The 15,617-nt window shown below is 60.9% G+C and carries 17 protein-coding genes; 8 read left to right on the top strand and 9 right to left on the bottom strand.

From position 1 onward, the window contains the following. Window positions 1-58 precede the first annotated feature (58 nt). Complete coding sequence (locus AD662_RS23930) at window positions 59-577, top strand: acyloxyacyl hydrolase (protein ID WP_014340188.1); 519 nt, start codon at window positions 59-61, stop codon at window positions 575-577. Window positions 578-701: 124 nt separating this feature from the next. On the opposite strand, the gene AD662_RS23925 is transcribed toward AD662_RS23930, so the two are convergent. The 6 genes from AD662_RS23925 to AD662_RS23900 all read right to left on the bottom strand — a co-directional run bounded on the left by AD662_RS23925 (window position 702) and on the right by AD662_RS23900 (window position 6,466). Further along, a complete protein-coding gene (locus tag AD662_RS23925) occupies window positions 702-1,007 on the bottom strand; it encodes a YkgJ family cysteine cluster protein (RefSeq protein WP_053189850.1) in 306 nt (101 codons plus the stop codon). A gap of 27 nt (window positions 1,008-1,034) precedes the next feature. Next, the gene (locus tag AD662_RS23920) at window positions 1,035-1,808 is read right to left on the bottom strand and encodes an SDR family NAD(P)-dependent oxidoreductase (protein ID WP_018606472.1); all 774 of its coding nucleotides are present in this window, start codon (window positions 1,806-1,808) and stop codon (window positions 1,035-1,037) included. A 123-nt stretch (window positions 1,809-1,931) separates the two neighbouring features. Further along, entirely contained in the window at window positions 1,932-3,383 is a 1,452-nt protein-coding gene (gene phrB / locus AD662_RS23915) for a deoxyribodipyrimidine photo-lyase (RefSeq protein ID WP_033062618.1), read from the bottom strand. A 12-nt stretch (window positions 3,384-3,395) separates the two neighbouring features. Next, entirely contained in the window at window positions 3,396-4,343 is a 948-nt protein-coding gene (locus AD662_RS23910; RefSeq protein WP_053189849.1) for a MerR family transcriptional regulator, read from the bottom strand. Beyond that, window positions 4,343-5,305, bottom strand: coding sequence for a YbgA family protein (locus AD662_RS23905; protein ID WP_018606477.1), 963 nt, complete (start codon window positions 5,303-5,305; stop codon window positions 4,343-4,345). Before AD662_RS23905 ends, AD662_RS23910 begins: the two co-directional genes overlap by 1 nt. A 174-nt stretch (window positions 5,306-5,479) precedes the next feature. Next, on the bottom strand, window positions 5,480-6,466 hold the full coding sequence (locus AD662_RS23900) for an NAD(P)/FAD-dependent oxidoreductase (protein ID WP_018606479.1): 987 nt from the start codon (window positions 6,464-6,466) through the stop codon (window positions 5,480-5,482). Between the two features lie 196 nt (window positions 6,467-6,662). On the opposite strand from AD662_RS23900, the gene AD662_RS23895 reads away from it, so the two are divergent. Both AD662_RS23895 and hemH read left to right on the top strand, forming a co-directional pair. Beyond that, window positions 6,663-7,562, top strand: a complete 900-nt coding sequence (locus AD662_RS23895) for a TIGR01777 family oxidoreductase (protein WP_024617817.1) — start codon at window positions 6,663-6,665, stop codon at window positions 7,560-7,562. Window positions 7,563-7,575: 13 nt separating this feature from the next. After that, window positions 7,576-8,601, top strand: a complete 1,026-nt coding sequence (gene hemH / locus AD662_RS23890) for a ferrochelatase (RefSeq protein WP_018606482.1) — start codon at window positions 7,576-7,578, stop codon at window positions 8,599-8,601. Between the two features lie 134 nt (window positions 8,602-8,735). Here the strand turns inward: hemH and AD662_RS23885 are convergent, their stop codons facing one another. Further along, complete coding sequence (locus AD662_RS23885) at window positions 8,736-10,010, bottom strand: uracil-xanthine permease family protein (RefSeq protein WP_018606484.1); 1,275 nt, start codon at window positions 10,008-10,010, stop codon at window positions 8,736-8,738. Between the two features lie 2 nt (window positions 10,011-10,012). Continuing rightward, window positions 10,013-10,651 carry a uracil phosphoribosyltransferase gene (upp, locus tag AD662_RS23880; protein ID WP_018606486.1) on the bottom strand — a complete coding sequence of 213 codons (639 nt, stop codon included), beginning with the start codon at window positions 10,649-10,651 and terminating at the stop codon, window positions 10,013-10,015. Between the two features lie 162 nt (window positions 10,652-10,813). Here upp and AD662_RS23875 point away from each other — a divergent pair, with 162 nt between their 5' ends. Beyond that, window positions 10,814-11,371, top strand: a complete 558-nt coding sequence (locus tag AD662_RS23875) for a hypoxanthine-guanine phosphoribosyltransferase (protein ID WP_018606488.1) — start codon at window positions 10,814-10,816, stop codon at window positions 11,369-11,371. Window positions 11,372-11,374: 3 nt separating this feature from the next. Further along, the gene (locus AD662_RS23870) at window positions 11,375-11,848 is read left to right on the top strand and encodes a WbuC family cupin fold metalloprotein (RefSeq protein ID WP_018606490.1); all 474 of its coding nucleotides are present in this window, start codon (window positions 11,375-11,377) and stop codon (window positions 11,846-11,848) included. A gap of 183 nt (window positions 11,849-12,031) precedes the next feature. On the opposite strand, the gene dauA is transcribed toward AD662_RS23870, so the two are convergent. Beyond that, entirely contained in the window at window positions 12,032-13,762 is a 1,731-nt protein-coding gene (gene dauA / locus AD662_RS23865; RefSeq protein WP_053189848.1) for a C4-dicarboxylic acid transporter DauA, read from the bottom strand. A gap of 324 nt (window positions 13,763-14,086) precedes the next feature. Between dauA and AD662_RS23860 the strand changes: the two genes are divergently transcribed. The 3 genes from AD662_RS23860 (at window position 14,087) to AD662_RS23850 (ending at window position 15,564) form a co-directional block, all read left to right on the top strand. Beyond that, the gene (locus AD662_RS23860) at window positions 14,087-14,569 is read left to right on the top strand and encodes a hypothetical protein (RefSeq protein ID WP_003205495.1); all 483 of its coding nucleotides are present in this window, start codon (window positions 14,087-14,089) and stop codon (window positions 14,567-14,569) included. Window positions 14,570-14,630: 61 nt separating this feature from the next. Continuing rightward, the gene (locus tag AD662_RS23855) at window positions 14,631-14,918 is read left to right on the top strand and encodes a PA4642 family protein (protein ID WP_018606494.1); all 288 of its coding nucleotides are present in this window, start codon (window positions 14,631-14,633) and stop codon (window positions 14,916-14,918) included. Window positions 14,919-15,105: 187 nt separating this feature from the next. Then, window positions 15,106-15,564 carry a hypothetical protein gene (locus AD662_RS23850; RefSeq protein ID WP_053181860.1) on the top strand — a complete coding sequence of 153 codons (459 nt, stop codon included), beginning with the start codon at window positions 15,106-15,108 and terminating at the stop codon, window positions 15,562-15,564. Window positions 15,565-15,617 lie beyond the last annotated feature (53 nt).

Raw genomic sequence — 15,617 nt, 5'->3', positions numbered from 1 at the left:
ATAGCTTTGTCTGTTTGTAACAAAACTAACTAAGTCTGTTCGGAAAAGGATGTTTCTAATGAAGCGCTTATTCTGCTTTGCCGCGTTTGCGGCTGCATTGTTGGGGCACACTTACACTGCACAAGCAGCAGGTGTGGAGTTTGGGGTTGGCCAGACCAGCGACTCGACCATGACCTACCGCCTGGGCATGCAGTTCGACTGGGACAAGAGTTGGCTGCAAAGTGATGTTGGTCGCCTGACCGGCTACTGGAGTGGCGCCTATACCTATTGGGAAGGGGACGAGACATCCAGCAATCACAGCCTGTCGTTCTCGCCTGTGTTTGTGTATGAGTTTTCCGGTCAGAACGTGAAGCCTTACATCGAGGCCGGTATCGGCGTGGCGTTGTTTGCCAATACCGAAGTCGAAGACAACAAGCTCGGTACGGCCTTCCAGTTCGAAGATCGCATCGGCTTCGGCCTGCGCTTCAACGGTGGACATGAAGTGGGCATTCGCGCCACTCATTACTCCAACGCCGGCATCAAGTCGACTAACGACGGTGTGGAAAGCTACGCGCTGCACTACACGATGCCGCTGTAACAAAACAGCTTGAGAACGGTGGGAGCGAGCTTGCTCGCGATGGCAATAGACCAGCCAAGATAAAGTTGTCTGAGCCACCGCTATCGCGAGCAAGCTCGCTCCCACAGTAGATCAGACCAGACCTTTATCGATACGCCGTCGCAATCCCTTGGCGTTCTTCCAGGCACTCCGGCGCGCCCATCTCGAACTCGCGGCAGATCAGCGGGCGCTTTTCGTAGATGGTGCACATCATGCTGTCGCGATCCAGGGCCGCGCACCAACCGTCATCCAGCCGCAGCATCACCTCTCCACCCCAGTCGTCCGTGTCGATAAAGCGCTCCGGGACCCCGGTGTCGGTGATCAGCATCACTTCCAACTGGCAGCAGCACGCCGCGCACGTCGAACACGTGACGGCCGATGTCGGGATTTCATGGACGGGGATGGTTTTCATGGCGCGCAGTGTAAGGCAATCAGCGGCTCAGGGTCGTCCCTTGATCGGATAGCCGTTTTTCGCCTGGCATGAGCCCATATCGGTCGGCACGGTTTCGGTCGACGAAGGCAAAGGCCAGAGTGCGGTCATGGACGCAATGGGAAGCGCGACTTCCCGCGGGCGTTCGACCAACTGATTCAGCACGTGCCGCGCTGTTTCGTCTGCCGACCAGTGAATCGGGGTTTGGGGGCAATCGTCGGGCCCCGGCAATGGGGCGTTGTAGCCAGGGTGTACCAGCGTCACATCGACCCCCGCGTATGCCAGTTCTGTCCGAGCCGATTCGAACAGATGACGCATCCCGTGGCCACCCGCTTCTACTTGTGAAGGGGGCAGGTAAGTCGCCGGGCTGGCAATACCCACCAGATGAGGTTCGGTCCCGGCGCGCAGCAAGGGCATGGCCACTTCGATGCAGAAACTGGCAGCCAGCAGATTGCTGCGCACAATATGCTCGATCAATGTGTGATCAGCCGGCTGCCCGTCAACGTACTCAGTCGTCCCGGCATTGACGATCACCTGATCCAGGGCGCCCCATTGCCGGGCGATCTGTTCGCCGATCTCGCGCACGGCCTGGCTGTCGGTCAAATTGCCGGGCACGGCCAGCACGTGTCCGGGATAACGTAGCGAAAGGGGTTCGCATGATCGGGTCGAGCGCGAACTGACGGCCAGGTATGCACCCGTCTGCAGTATCGCTTCAGCCAACGAAGCGCCGATTCCGTTGCCAGCCCCGGTGAGCCAATAGCGCCGTGGCAGTCTTAGACCCATTCCCTACTCCTTTCGATTGGACAGCGCACTGATTCGCAGCTTTTCAGTAGAGTCCGTACGACTAGTAAGACTATATGTTATCGGGTAAACAATGCATCCCGCAGGCTGGTAATTTCATGTTCGCTAATCGCCCATGCCTTCAAGGGCTGCGTCCCGTCGCGCCGGCAGGTTTCTGAACGCTGCCAGCGCGCGAGCCCTGGATTGGCTCAAGTCGACAATCGGTGCCGGATAATCCACGGCACCAAACAAGCCGCCTTGGGTATTTGGGCTATGGACCTGTTGCCTGTCCAGATCGTTCAGTTCAGGTAGCCAGCGTTTGATGAACAGGCCCTCACGGTCAAATTTTTCCGACTGGCTCAACGGGTTGAAGATGCGGAACCAGGGTGCCGAATCGGTGCCGGTGGACGCGCTCCACTGCCAGCCGCCATTGTTGGCGGCCAGGTCGCCGTCGATCAGATGCTGCATGAAAAAGCGTTCGCCTTCGCGCCAATCGATCAACAGGTTTTTGGTCAGGAACATGGCGACGACCATCCGCAAGCGGTTGTGCATCCAACCGGTCTCCAGCAATTGACGCATGGCTGCATCGATAATCGGCAGGCCGGTGCGCGCTTGTTTCCAGGCCTCCAGTTCTGCGGGGGCCTTGCGCCACGCCAGCGCCTCGGTTTCGGGGCGAAACGCACGATGGCGCGATACGCGTGGATAGCCCACTAGAATGTGTTTATAAAACTCGCGCCAGAGCAATTCATTGACCCAGGTCACAACACCGGCACTTCCGCTTTCGAATTCACCTTGGTTGGCTTGCAGCGCGGCGTGCAGGCACTGACGCGGCGACACCACGCCGGCCGCCAGATAGGCCGATAGCTGGCTGGTGCCGGGCTTGGCGGGAAAGTCCCGTTCGCCTTGGTAATCGTCGATGTGCTGCTCGACAAAGGTGTCCAGGCGCCGACGGGCTTCGGTTTCCCCGGCAGGCCAGAGGGCGCGTAGCGCTTCGCTGGGCGGTGCGAACCCATCGACTTGCGTCGGCACCGGGTCACGGGCAATGCCGTTGGGGGCCTGCCGGGCCGGCGTGGCGACCAGGCTCGGCAATGAAAAGTGCAGACGGCTGTAGCAGACCTTGCGGAACTGGCTGAACACTTGGAAATAGTTGCCGGTCTTGGTCAGTACGCTGCCGGGCTTGAACAGCAATTGATCGAGGTGGCTGTGAAATTCAACGCCCAGGTCATTCAGCGCGTGGGCGACTTCGGCGTCGCGTCGCGTTTCATTCAGGCCGTACTCTTCGTTGACATGCACGGCGGCGACGTTCAGTTCGCGACACAGCTTGAGCAGTACCTGCGGTGCCTGGTGCCAATGCGCAGCGGCGCGGATCAGCAGTGGGATATTCAATTCGGCCAGGGCCGCACTCAACGCGCCGAGGTTGCGCAGCCAGAAATCGATCTTGCACGGCGCGTCGTCATGGGCGCGCCATTGTTCGGGGCTGGTCAGGTACACCGCCACGCAGGGGCCCTGGGCTGCGGCCGCCGCAAGAGCGGTGTTGTCGTGCAGGCGCAAGTCGCTGCGCAGCCAGATCAGTTGCATGCTGTCTTCCATCTAAAGGAGTTCTCGGCGGCTCAGTTCGCGCTGAGCCGATAACGGGTCTTCGGCCCAGGACACGTCAATCATCGCAACGCCTGTGGATAACCTGGCCTGGTGGATCGACGCGGCGGGGCCGGCGATGATGATTGGGCAATCAATTGCGCCCAGCAGCCTGGGCAGTTGGGACAGGTTGAGGGCGTGACTGGAATACAGCAGGACGCCGCGGGCCTTGAGGCGCTCGACCGCCAGCGCCAGTTCGCCGGCCGGTAGCGGGCAGTCGAACACTTCCACCGGGCAGTCGGCGCTGCTGGCCAGCCAGGCGGTGAGCCAGAGGTGCGGCTCCTGGGGCGAGTCCGAATGATTGACCAGCAACAGCGGTGCGCCGCGCAACTGGCGGTTGTTGTGGTAGATCCGGCTGCCGAACTTGCTGCGCAGCCACGAGTACAGGAAGACCCGTTCCAGCTGCGCGCCGAACTGGCCTTGCCAGCGCAGGTGCAGCTCGGCCAGCAACGGCAAGAGCAACTGCTCGCACACGGTCCAGGGCGGGTACAGCGCCATCGCCTGGTTGACCAGGTCATCGATCTGGCGCTCGGCCAGTTGCGTCACCGCCAGCACCAGGGCATGGCGCTGACGCTGCCAGTCATTCTCCGGCACCTGGGAGGGTTCGCTCGGTGGCTGCGGCGTGTCCAGCAACGGCTTGATCTTGCTCACCGCAACGCCACGGTCGATCCAGGTGAGAATGCTCAGGATCCGTTGCACATGCTCGGCATTGAACAGTCGGTGGCCCTTGGGCGTGCGGTGCGGCACGATCAGACCATAGCGACGCTCCCAGGCGCGCAATGTGACGGCGTTGACACCGGTTTGCCGGGCGACCTCGCGTATGGGCAGCCAGCCTTGCGCCAAGGCCTTGGCAAAGTCAACCCCCAGGTCTTCGCTGGCGCTGGAGTCGGGTTCGTTCTTCATCAAATAGCGTTTCGCAAGCTGAGGTTTTCCGGGTGTGGTTGCAGGTAGACCTGCTGCGCCAGGTAAGGATCGGGGTGCTGGCGCAAGTGATGCTTGAGCAGCGTCAGTGGCACCACCAAGGGCACGATGCCGAGGCGATATTGCTCGATCAGATGCTGTACTTCCTGTTTGTCATCGGCGTCGATGGCGCGCTTGAGGTAACCGCTCAGGTGTTGCAGCACATTGGTGTGGGTGCGGCGGGTGGCACATTTCTTCAAGGCGGCCATCAATGCGCTGAAATAGCGTGGGCCCAGCTCATTGGGGTCGGCCTTGCCCATGTTGCCCAGCAAATTGCCCAGGGCCTTGTATTGCACCGGGTTGTGGGCCATCAGCAGGTATTTGTAGCGCGCGTGGAATTCGATCAGGTCGCGACGGGTCAGTCCGTCGCGGCGCAAAGGTTGCCAGGCGGCATAGGCGAACACCCGGGTCAGGAAGTTCTCGCGTAGCACCGGGTCGTTGAGGCGGCCGTCTTCCTCCACCGGCAGGTCGGGGTGGCGTTCGCAGAAGGCCTGGGCATAGATACCGCGGCCGCCGCCGTCCTGGGTCACGCCGTTGTGGTCGTAGACCTTGACCCGCTCCAGTCCGCAGGACGGCGATTTCTGCATGAAGATGTAGCCGCAGATATCATCCAGCTCCCCAGCCATCTGCTGCCCGTAGTCGGCCAGTGCCCGGGTCACGTTGAGGTCGCGATTCACCGTGCCGAGCGCCTCGGGATGTTCGGGGTTGCCCACCAGGCGAATCGGCTCCCGAGGGATACCCAGGCCGATGGCGACTTCGGGGCACACCGGCACGAAATCGAAATAATCGACGAGGGTGCGGCTGCACAACTGCGATTGCTTGTGCCCGCCGTTAAAGCGAACTTCAGCACCCATCAGGCAGGCGCTGATGGCGATTCTGGGTTTGGCGATGGCTGTGCTGGGCATGGGCGACCTCTGATTGCTAAATCTTGTACAGTTATTCATTTCTGTACAATATTTTCATCATAGGTCCGAACGTGCACAAGTCAACCGGATTTGTGGGGCGAGGCGACGTCAATCGGTGTCGCAGGCAGGCTGCTGTCTCTTTCGACAGCAGCGAAGGGCGATGGGTGACGCGATCTACTGCAGGCTTGCATGCAGGCGGCGTGCAGCTTCCTGGCCGCTGAGCCAAGCGCCTTCGACCCGACCGGACAGGCACCAGTCGCCGCACACATACAGGCCCAGGTCGGCATCGGCCAGCGCGCCCCATTCGTGGCTGCCGGCGGGGCGGGCGTAGAGCCAACGATGGGCCATGCTGAAGCTCGGTGCAGGCATCGCACTGTGCAGCAGTTCGGCGAAGGCGCCATGCAGGTGCTCGATCACCGCTTCCTTGGACAGGTCGATGTGCTGCCGGCTCCAGTCGCTGGTGGCGTGCAGGACCCAAGTGTCGAGCTTGCTGTCGCGTCCCGGTTTGCTGCGGTTGCGCGCCAGCCAGTCCAAGGGGCTGTCCTGTACGAAGCAGCCTTCCATGGGCGTATCCAGCGGCGCTTCGAAAGCCAGCGCCACGGCCCAGGTCGGGTCCATCTTCACGCCGGCGGCCACTGCGGCCAGCTTCGGTACGGCCGCCAGCAATGCGGTGGCTTGGGGCGCGGGCGTGGCGATCACCACTTGGCCGAAGGGGCCGTGGGTGAAACCTTCCGCGTCCTGCAAATGCCAGTGCTCCTGGCCGCGGTAGACCTCGGTGATCCGGCAGGCAAACTGCACTTGCAACTTGTCGAGCAAGGCGCGGGTGATGGCGCTCATGCGCGGCGTGCCGACCCAGCGGGTCTGTTCGTCTGGCGATGGGCTCAGTTGGCCGTTCTGGAAGTTGTAGAGTTGCGGGTTCCATTCCGCCGCCCAGCCGTTGGCTTGCCAGCGCTGGACTTCCGTGACAAAGCGGCGATCGCGGGCGGTGAAGTATTGCGCGCCCATGTCCAATGCGCCGGCGTCGCTGCGCTTGCTCGACATGCGTCCGCCGCTGCCGTGGCTTTTATCGAAGAGTTGAACGATGTGCCCGGCCTCCGTCAGGGCCTGGGCGGCTGAAAGTCCGGCGATGCCGGTGCCGATGATTGCGATAGGTACAGTCATGAGGGCCTCGTTTACCTTTCTGTACAGACTACGCCGTCGTTTAAACCTGTACAATTCGGGTTTTTGGTATAAGTTTTACCGTTCGCGTTTGGACAGGTTGTCCTATTGTTAAACACAGACCCTGTCCGATACGAAAAATCCCTGCTTATAAAAATAGACTAATGGGCCGGGTAAAACGCGATGCGAGGAACATCTCATGCACATATTGCTGACCGGCGGTACTGGTTTGATCGGACGTCAGCTCTGCCGCCTCTGGTTGGGGCAGGGACATCGCTTGACGGTATGGAGTCGTCGACCCGAAGAGGTGACGAAAATCTGTGGCGCAGATGTGCGAGGCGTTGCCAAGCTTGATGAAGTTGTCGAGCCGGTGGACGCGGTGGTCAACCTCGCGGGAGCGCCGATTGCCGATCGGCCCTGGAGCCACAAGCGCAAGATGTTGTTGTGGAGCAGTCGCATCACGTTGACGGAAGTTCTGCTGGCGTGGCTGGAGCGTTGCGAGCAGAAACCGCAGGTATTGATTTCCGGTTCCGCGGTGGGCTGGTATGGCGACGGTGGTGAGCGTGAGTTGACCGAGGAGTCGGGGCCGGTGAGCGAAGATTTCGCCAGCCAGTTGTGCATTGCCTGGGAAGAAACCGCACAACGGGCGGAGGCGTTGGGCATACGCGTGGTGCTGGTTCGTACCGGCCTGGTCCTGTCTGCCGAGGGCGGCTTTTTGTCGCGGCTGCTGTTGCCATTCAAACTGGCGCTGGGCGGGCGTATCGGCAATGGTCGGCAGTGGATGCCGTGGATTCATATCGACGATCAAATCGCCCTGATTGATTTTCTTCTACACCGCTTTGAGGCCAGCGGTCCTTATAATGCGTGCGCTCCGAACCCGGTACGCAACCGCGATTTTGCCAAGGCCCTGGGGCATGTATTGCATCGGCCAGCCGTGGTGCCGATGCCGGAACTTGCGTTGAAAGTCGCGCTGGGGGAATTGTCCTTGCTGTTGCTCGGCGGCCAGCGCGCCACGCCGGCCCGATTGCAGGCGGCGGGTTTCACATTCCGCTTCACTGATTTGCCTGCGGCCCTGGAAGACTTGTCCAGCCGCCTTTGAAATAGGACGTTGCATGACCGATCACGCGTTGCTTCTGGTGAATCTGGGTTCGCCTGCCTCCACTTCGGTGGCCGATGTGCGCCGCTACCTCAATCAATTCCTGATGGACCCGTATGTCATCGACCTGCCATGGCCGGTGCGGCGCTTGCTGGTGTCGCTGATCCTGATCAAGCGTCCCGAGCAATCGGCCCATGCCTACGCCTCGATCTGGTGGGAGGAAGGGTCGCCGCTGGTGGTGCTCAGCCGTCGGTTGCAACAGGCCATGACCGCACAGTGGACCCAGGGCCCAGTGGAACTGGCGATGCGTTATGGCGAGCCGTCCATTGAATCGGCGCTGGTGCGGCTGGCGAGCCAGGGGCACAAGAAGATCACGTTGGCGCCGTTGTACCCGCAGTTCGCCGACAGCACCGTGACCACGGTGATCGAGGAGGCCAAGCGGGTCGCGCGGGAAAAGAAACTCGATGTGCAGTTCTCGATTCTCCAGCCGTTCTACGATCAGCCCGAATACCTCGACGCCCTGGTGGCCAGCGCCAAGCCGTACCTGATGCAGGAACACGATCATCTGTTGTTGAGTTTCCACGGCTTGCCGGAGCGACATCTGACCAAGCTCGACCCCACGGGGTTTCATTGCTTCAAGGATGCCGACTGCTGCAAGAACGCGCCGCCGGAGGTCATGGCGACCTGTTACCGCGCGCAATGCATTCGCACTGCCGAGCTGTTCGCCCAACGCATGGGGCTCAAGGCTGGCCAGTGGTCGGTGTCGTTCCAGTCGCGATTGGGCCGGGCCAAATGGATCGAACCCTATACCGAAGCGCGCCTGGAGGAACTGGCCAAAAGCGGCGTGAAGAAAGTCTTGGTGATGTGCCCGGCGTTCGTGGCCGACTGCATTGAAACCCTGGAGGAAATCGGCGATCGCGGCCGCGAGCAGTTCCGTGCGGCAGGGGGGGAGGAGTTGGTGTTGGTGCCTTGCCTCAATGATGAGGCGCAGTGGGCGCAGGCGTTGAGTACCCTCTGCGAACGGGCGCCGATAGCTCTGTAAACCTCGAAAAGCATCGCGGGCAAGCCTTGCTCCCACAGATTTTGTCTTGACCACTCAAGCATGGTCCACTCAAGACCTGTGGGAGCAAGGCTTGCCCGCGATGACGGCAGTGCGGGCGATGAAAGTTCTGCGTTTTACTGGAACGGCTCATCCGCCTGCTTCTGCTTCCAGCTGTCATTGCCCGGCAGCAGCAGGTTCAGCGCGATCGCCACCACCGCGCACAGCGCGATGCCTTTGAGGCCGAAGTCGTCCGGCCCAGTGCCGGTGCCCACCAGCACACCGCCGATGCCGAACACCAACGTCACCGAAACGATCACCAGGTTGCGTGCCTCGCCCAGGTCGATCTTGTGGCGGATCAAGGTGTTCATGCCCACTGCCGCAATCGAACCGAACAGCAGGCACAGGATCCCGCCCATCACCGGCACCGGGATGCTTTGCAGCAGCGCGCCGAACTTGCCGATGAATGCCAGGCTGATGGCAAAGATCGCCGCCCAGGTCATGATCTTCGGGTTGTAGTTTTTGGTCAGCATCACCGCGCCGGTCACTTCGGCGTAGGTGGTGTTGGGTGGGCCGCCGAACAGGCCGGCGGCGGTGGTGGCAATGCCGTCACCGAGCAGTGTGCGGTGCAGGCCGGGTTTTTTCAGGTAGTCGCGACCGGTCACGCTGCCCACGGCAATCACGCCGCCGATGTGCTCGATGGCCGGTGCCAGGGCGACCGGCACGATGAACAGGATTGCCTGCCAGTTGAACTCCGGCGCGGTGAAGGCCGGCAGTGCGAACCACGGCGCGGCGGCGATTTTCGCGGTGTCCACGACGCCGAAGAAAAACGCCATGGCAAAGCCCACCAACACGCCGGAAATGATCGGCACCAGGCGGAAAATACCTTTGCCGAACACCGCCACGATCAGGGTGGTGAGCAGGGCCGGCATCGAAATCAGCATCGCGGTTTGATAATGAATCAGCTCGGTACCGTCGCCGGCCTTGCCCATCGCCATGTTGGCGGCAATCGGCGCCATGGCCAGGCCGATGGAAATGATCACCGGACCAATCACCACGGGCGGCAGCAGCCGGTCGATGAACCCGGTGCCCTTGATCTTCACCGCCAGGCCCAGAAAGGTGTAGACGAAACCTGCCGCCATCACACCGCCCATGGTCGCGGCCAGGCCGAACTGGCCCTTGGCGAGGATGATCGGGGTGATGAAGGCAAAACTCGAAGCCAGGAACACCGGCACCTGGCGCCCGGTGACGATTTGGAACAGGAGCGTTCCCAGGCCGGCCGTGAACAGCGCCACGTTAGGGTCCAGCCCGGTGATCAGCGGCATCAGTACCAGCGCGCCGAAGGCGACGAACAGCATCTGCGCGCCAGACAGGACCTGGCGCCAGAGCGGATCGTTGAACTCATCCTGCATGCTCAAGCGTCCTTCTGCTTGGTGCCGAAGATCTTGTCGCCGGCATCGCCCAGGCCCGGGATGATATAGCCGTGTTCGTTGAGTTTCTGATCGATGGACGCGGTGTAGATGGTCACATCCGGGTGGGCATCGTGCACGGCCTTGATGCCTTCGGGGGCCGCGACCAGCACCATGGCGCGGATGTCCCGGCAACCGGCCTTTTTCAACAGGTCGATGGTGGCGACCATGGAGCTGCCGGTGGCGAGCATCGGGTCGATGATCATCGCCAGGCGCTCGTCGATTTCCGGCACCAGTTTTTCCAGGTAGGTGTGCGCCTGCAGGGTCTGCTCGTTGCGAGCTACGCCCACAGCGCTGACCTTGGCCCCCGGGATCAGGCTCAGTACGCCTTCGAGCATGCCGATGCCGGCGCGCAGGATCGGCACCACGGTGATCTTCTTGCCGGCGATTTTCTCGACCTGGACCGTACCGGCCCAGCCGTCGATTTCATAAGACTCCAGCGGCAGGTCCTTGGTGGCCTCGTAGGTGAGCAGGGCACCGACTTCCTGGGCGAGTTCACGGAAGTTCTTCGTGCTGATGTCAGCGCGGCGCATCAGGCCGAGTTTGTGTCTGATCAGCGGATGGCGGATCTCGAGGATGGGCATGGGGAAGGCTCCGACGGCGGGCAAAAAAACCGGTTTAGATTAATCTATCCGAGGGTGTTGTCCTATAGACAATACGGAACGTTAGTCCACAAACGCTTGATCTGGCCGGGCGGGGTGCGTACCTTTGCCGGTTTTTCCGATCCGCTACCCCTGGAGAGCGACATGTCCGCTGATCTCGAGCATATCCGTCAAATCATGCGAGAGGCTGACTGCCTGTACACCGAAGCCGAAGTCGAAGCGGCCATCGCCCGTGTCGGTGCGCAAATTAACGACCAACTGGCCGAGGCCAACCCAGTGGTGTTCTGCGTCATGAACGGCGGGCTGATTTTCTCCGGCAAGCTGCTGACCTACCTGAACTTCCCCCTCGAAGCGTCCTACTTGCACGCGACGCGTTATCGCAACGAAACCAGCGGCGGCGACCTGTTCTGGAAAGCCAAGCCGGAAGTCTCGTTCATCGACCGCGACGTGCTGATCATCGACGACATCCTCGACGAAGGTCACACCCTGGGCGCGATCATCGACTTCTGCAAACACGCCGGTGCCCGCGCCGTGCACACCGCCGTGCTGATCGACAAGGACCACGACCGCAAGGCCCGTCCTGACTTGAAAGCCGATTTCGTCGGCCTGCCGTGCATCGACCGCTATATCTTCGGCTACGGCATGGACTACAAAGGTTACTGGCGCAACGCCAATGGCATTTTCGCCGTCAAGGGCATGTAATCGATGACTCGGCCAAGCTTTCTGGATCATGCACTGTTCGATGACTTGGCCGAAAAAGCTGCGGCCAGTCCTCGTGGGCGGCAGCACCATAACTTCCATGAGATGGATGAGCCGTGCCACCGCATGGCGGTGGGCTTACAGCCTTCGACCTACATCCCGCCGCACCGCCACCTGAGCGCCGACAAGGCGGAAACCTTGCTGGTGCTCAAGGGCCGGTTGGGGGTATTGATCTTCGATGAAGCCGGCGCGGTGGTGGACAAACGCATCCTGCAGGCTGGTGGTGATTGCCTCGGCGTTGACCTGCCGGCCGGTGTGTATCACGGATTGGTGGTGCTGGAAGCCGACAGCCTGATGTTCGAATGCAAGGCCGGCCCCTACCGGCCCGTGGGCGAGGGCGAACTGGCCCACTGGGCGCCCCGTGAAGGCGAGGCCGGCGTGGCGCAATACCATGCCTGGATGCGCGCCCAGTTCGACTAATACCTGTGGCGAGGGGATTTATCCCCGCTGGGTTGCGAAGCGACCCCAAACCGATCGACTCGATCAGCCTGACATAACGGGTTGCCTGTTTTTAGGGCTGCTTCGCAGCCCAGCGGGGATAAATCCCCTCGCCACATGAATTTAGCTGCCCATCTGCGCCCTCACTACAGATCAAGCCAGTCGTTAGTGGGCGGTGCTATTGGCAGCCAGCCATTGCTCGCTCTTGATCCGCGCCTGCTCCAGGGTCTGCACATACGCCAATTGCCGCTGCTCGCGATGAATGCCAGCGCGGCGCAGTTTCAGGCGCACCCTTGGCGCCGTCGCGACCAGGATCAGGCCGATGCCCTGCTTGCGGTAATCCTTCAGGATGTTTTCGAACGCGGCCAGCGCGGTCATGTCCAGCATGGGCACGGCGCTCATTTCCACGACCACCACCCGGACCCCCGGATCGAACTTGCGCAGCACATCCAGGGCTTTTTCCGCCGCGCCGAAGAACAGCGGTCCGCGAATCCCGTAGCAGCGCACATGCTCGGGCATGTCCAGCAGGGCCTGGTGGAAGTGGCGGGGCAGTTCGGCGCTGTCGGTCAGTTCGCTCATGCGCTTGATGAACAGCCCGGCGGCCAGCAGCAGACCGACGGCGACGGCCATGACCATGTCGAACAGGACGGTCAGGCTAAGGCAGGTCAGCAGCACCAGTACGTCGCTGCGCGGGGCGATGCGCAAGGTATGCAACACGTGTCCGGCTTCGCTCATGTTCCAGGCCACTATCACCAGTAGCGCCGCCAGGGCAGCCATGGGCAGGTAGCTGAACAATGGCGCCAGCAGCACCATCGCCAGCAGCACCACAAGGCTGTGAATGATCGCGGCCAGCGGTGAAGAGGCGCCGCTGCGCACATTGGTCGCACTGCGGGCAATGGCCGCCGTGGCGGTGATACCGCCGAACAGCGGCGCCACGAGGTTACCCAGGCCTTGGCCGATCAGCTCGGCATTGGGGTCGTGCTTGCTGCCGGTCATGCCATCCGCCACCACGGCGCACAACAGCGATTCGATGGCGCCAAGCATGGCAATGGCGAAGGCCGGGCCCAGCAGTTGGCGGATCAGGTCATAGGAAAGCGTCAAGGGATGACCCTGGCCATCTGGCAGGTTCCATGGCCACTCGAAACTCGGTAAAAACGGCGGGATACCGGGGTGGCTGATGCCATCGACCACGTAGCTGAAACGCTCACCCAATGTCGCCACCGGCCAACCGCCGTGCTCCAGCGCCAGTCCCAATAGGGCCCCGACCAGCAAGGCAACCAAATGCCCGGGAACCCGCGGTACCCAGCGTGGCCAGGCAATCAGTACTGCCAGGCACGTGACGCCGATGATGCCATCGCCGAGTCGGGCACTGGGCAGCGCCACGATCAGTTCGCCCAACTGTTCGATGTAGTGCTTGGCTTGCCCGACGGTGGTCAGCCCCAGCAGATCCTTGAGTTGCAAGGTGGCGATGACCACGCCGATCCCGGCGGTAAAGCCGAGGATCACCGGGTAGGGGATGTATTGGATCAGCCGTCCGGCGCGCATCAATCCCAGGGTGATGAGAATCAGGCCGGCGAGCATGGTGCATAACAACAGGCCGCCGAGGCCATATTGTTGGGTGATGGGCAGCAGGATCACCACGAACGCCGCCGTCGGCCCGCTGACGTTGAAGCGCGAGCCGCCGGTGAGGGCGATCAAGGGCGCGGCCACCAACACCGTGTACAAGCCATGTTGCGGCGGGACACCAACGGCAATCGCCAGGGCCATGGCCAGTGGGATGGCGATGATGCCGACGGTCAGCCCGGCCACCAGGTCGCCACGCAGGCGCTCAAGGGTGTAACCGGCGCGCCAGGTTTGGCGCCAGGCGGCAAACAACGGTGGGGCGGAGAAAGACATGGGCACTCCACTAAGTGAACGGGGCAAACACCGAACTCCCGGCAAACACCCAACCTGTGGCGAGGGGATTTATCCCCGCTGGGCTGCGAAGCGGCCCCCATCGGGTTGGGGTGATCTATCTGACTCACCGAGTATCCGGTTTGGGGCTGCTTCGCAGCCCAGCGGGGATAAATCCCCTCGCCACAAAAAGCATTCTGTGGCGGGTGTCAGGGCTGATGGCTCTTTGAGTATGCCGTGCTCGTTGTGCGGATGTATTGATCTGGATCGTTATTTTTACCGCTTAGGCTCATGCTAGAGTGCCCGGCCAAGACCCCGGAGCTTGTCATGCGTGTATTGATCCGCTGCGCCACTTTGCTGTTGATCTCCAGTCTGCCCTTGGCGGCCGAGGCTGCGCCGATGCACAGTCAATTCCTGCCGCCTGATGACCTGGTGGTGCGCCAGGAACAGCCTGAACAGCAGCAGTTGCTGCAAGTGACCGAGTATTCGGTGGTACTGGGTAACCAGCGTCAGTCCAACCAGCAACCGATTCCGGTCACTTCGCCCTTGCTGGTCCGCCTCAAGGGCAAGCCGATGAACAAGGGCGCGACCCTCAGCCAGGTGATCCTCAACTTCGACGGCGAAAGCAAAAGCCTGAAGAAACCGGTTTTCGACGAGGCGAGCAAGACCCTGACGCTGTCTTATCCACAGGCCCAGTACCGGGTGGTCATCGATCTGCTGCGCAACAACACGGTCTATGTGCAGTTTCTTACTTACGCCAACGGCCATATCTGGGCCGACCTGCACACCGGTGCCGAACGCCCGCGTTGAGCCCCGAGGCCTGCCGGGGGTAAACTGCCCGCCCCGTGAACTGTGCGAGCTGGAGCCGGCAATGCGTAAAGACAAGAAACAAGTGATTGGCGACGAGATTGGCGATGAACAGATCAAGCTGTTCCTCAATTTCGAACCGGTCGATGCCACGTCGCCGTCGCTGCACAAACTGATCAAGGCCTACCGCGGCCTGCGGGTCGATGACTTTGAACGCTTCCTGACGTTCTTCGTCGAGGCCGGCCATGACCTCAACGGCAAGGATGAGCACGGCAATGATTTCGTTGCGCTGATCAAGGACCAGCGTAATGCCGAGGAATATATTGAGTTGATCAAAAAAGCCCGCGGCTGAATTAACGTCTATCAACGCTCTTCGGAGCGTTGAGTATTCCGCTTGAACGCAACTAATTTTTACTTTTGCACATCGCTCTGAAAGGTTATGTCACCATTCGGGTTGTTCTGTTTTATTTGAAATTCCATTACTTTGCGTCGAAGCCAATTGGCTTTGACGTTATTGTTTAAATGGAGCTGTACTCATCATGGAAGTTAAAAGTAAATGTATCGCTGGGGTGTTATTGCCTTTGGCAGCGTGCCTGGCAAGTTCAGTGTCCTATGCACGGGATGACATTCTCAATGTCGAGATCTACAACGCAACAGCAACCGACATTGTTCCCGGTAGCGGCTTTAGCTGGACTGAATATTGGGCCAGTTCGGGCCACAATTTTTGGATAAGCCCCGGTGAAAGCCAGGAGCTAACGTACTATCTGCCCCAATCGCGCGCCGAGCGGGAGGCCTTCAGCTACACGCAAGACCGCCGCACCTGTCATTTCAGCTTTGGGCATGTCGCAAGAACACCGATCAGTGAGGGGGCGATGCCTTATCGTCGCTGGGTCAAAGCGGAGCCGACGGATTATTGTGTCGCTCAATTGATTGATGTTGAAGATCATGACGGCTATGTTCGTAACGGTGGAACACGCGTCAAGTTCACCATGAAGTAACACCGCAGGAAAATAAAAAGCCCCCCGTCTGCACGGGAGGCTTTTTATATTGA

Source organism: Pseudomonas kilonensis, from assembly GCF_001269885.1.
Taxonomy (GTDB): domain Bacteria; phylum Pseudomonadota; class Gammaproteobacteria; order Pseudomonadales; family Pseudomonadaceae; genus Aquipseudomonas; species Aquipseudomonas kilonensis.
The sequence above is the reverse complement of the archived record's forward strand: the minus strand, read 5'-3'. Positions and strand labels throughout refer to the sequence as shown.

What these genes read in the sequence shown, in the direction of transcription:
- AD662_RS23875 (WP_018606488.1), top strand. Translation starts at nt 10,814, where the DNA reads ATGTCCGCTGATCTCGAGCATATCCGTCAAATCATGCGAGAGGCTGAC.
- AD662_RS23910 (WP_053189849.1), bottom strand. Translation starts at nt 4,343, where the DNA reads ATGAAGAACGAACCCGACTCCAGCGCCAGCGAAGACCTGGGGGTTGAC.
- AD662_RS23925 (WP_053189850.1), bottom strand. Translation starts at nt 1,007, where the DNA reads ATGAAAACCATCCCCGTCCATGAAATCCCGACATCGGCCGTCACGTGT.
- AD662_RS23855 (WP_018606494.1), top strand. Translation starts at nt 14,631, where the DNA reads ATGCGTAAAGACAAGAAACAAGTGATTGGCGACGAGATTGGCGATGAA.
- AD662_RS23900 (WP_018606479.1), bottom strand. Translation starts at nt 6,466, where the DNA reads ATGACTGTACCTATCGCAATCATCGGCACCGGCATCGCCGGACTTTCA.
- AD662_RS23895 (WP_024617817.1), top strand. Translation starts at nt 6,663, where the DNA reads ATGCACATATTGCTGACCGGCGGTACTGGTTTGATCGGACGTCAGCTC.
- hemH (WP_018606482.1), top strand. Translation starts at nt 7,576, where the DNA reads ATGACCGATCACGCGTTGCTTCTGGTGAATCTGGGTTCGCCTGCCTCC.
- phrB (WP_033062618.1), bottom strand. Translation starts at nt 3,383, where the DNA reads ATGCAACTGATCTGGCTGCGCAGCGACTTGCGCCTGCACGACAACACC.
- AD662_RS23930 (WP_014340188.1), top strand. Translation starts at nt 59, where the DNA reads ATGAAGCGCTTATTCTGCTTTGCCGCGTTTGCGGCTGCATTGTTGGGG.
- AD662_RS23905 (WP_018606477.1), bottom strand. Translation starts at nt 5,305, where the DNA reads ATGCCCAGCACAGCCATCGCCAAACCCAGAATCGCCATCAGCGCCTGC.
- AD662_RS23870 (WP_018606490.1), top strand. Translation starts at nt 11,375, where the DNA reads ATGACTCGGCCAAGCTTTCTGGATCATGCACTGTTCGATGACTTGGCC.
- AD662_RS23850 (WP_053181860.1), top strand. Translation starts at nt 15,106, where the DNA reads ATGGAAGTTAAAAGTAAATGTATCGCTGGGGTGTTATTGCCTTTGGCA.
- upp (WP_018606486.1), bottom strand. Translation starts at nt 10,651, where the DNA reads ATGCCCATCCTCGAGATCCGCCATCCGCTGATCAGACACAAACTCGGC.
- AD662_RS23860 (WP_003205495.1), top strand. Translation starts at nt 14,087, where the DNA reads ATGCGTGTATTGATCCGCTGCGCCACTTTGCTGTTGATCTCCAGTCTG.
- AD662_RS23885 (WP_018606484.1), bottom strand. Translation starts at nt 10,010, where the DNA reads ATGCAGGATGAGTTCAACGATCCGCTCTGGCGCCAGGTCCTGTCTGGC.
- AD662_RS23920 (WP_018606472.1), bottom strand. Translation starts at nt 1,808, where the DNA reads ATGGGTCTAAGACTGCCACGGCGCTATTGGCTCACCGGGGCTGGCAAC.
- dauA (WP_053189848.1), bottom strand. Translation starts at nt 13,762, where the DNA reads ATGTCTTTCTCCGCCCCACCGTTGTTTGCCGCCTGGCGCCAAACCTGG.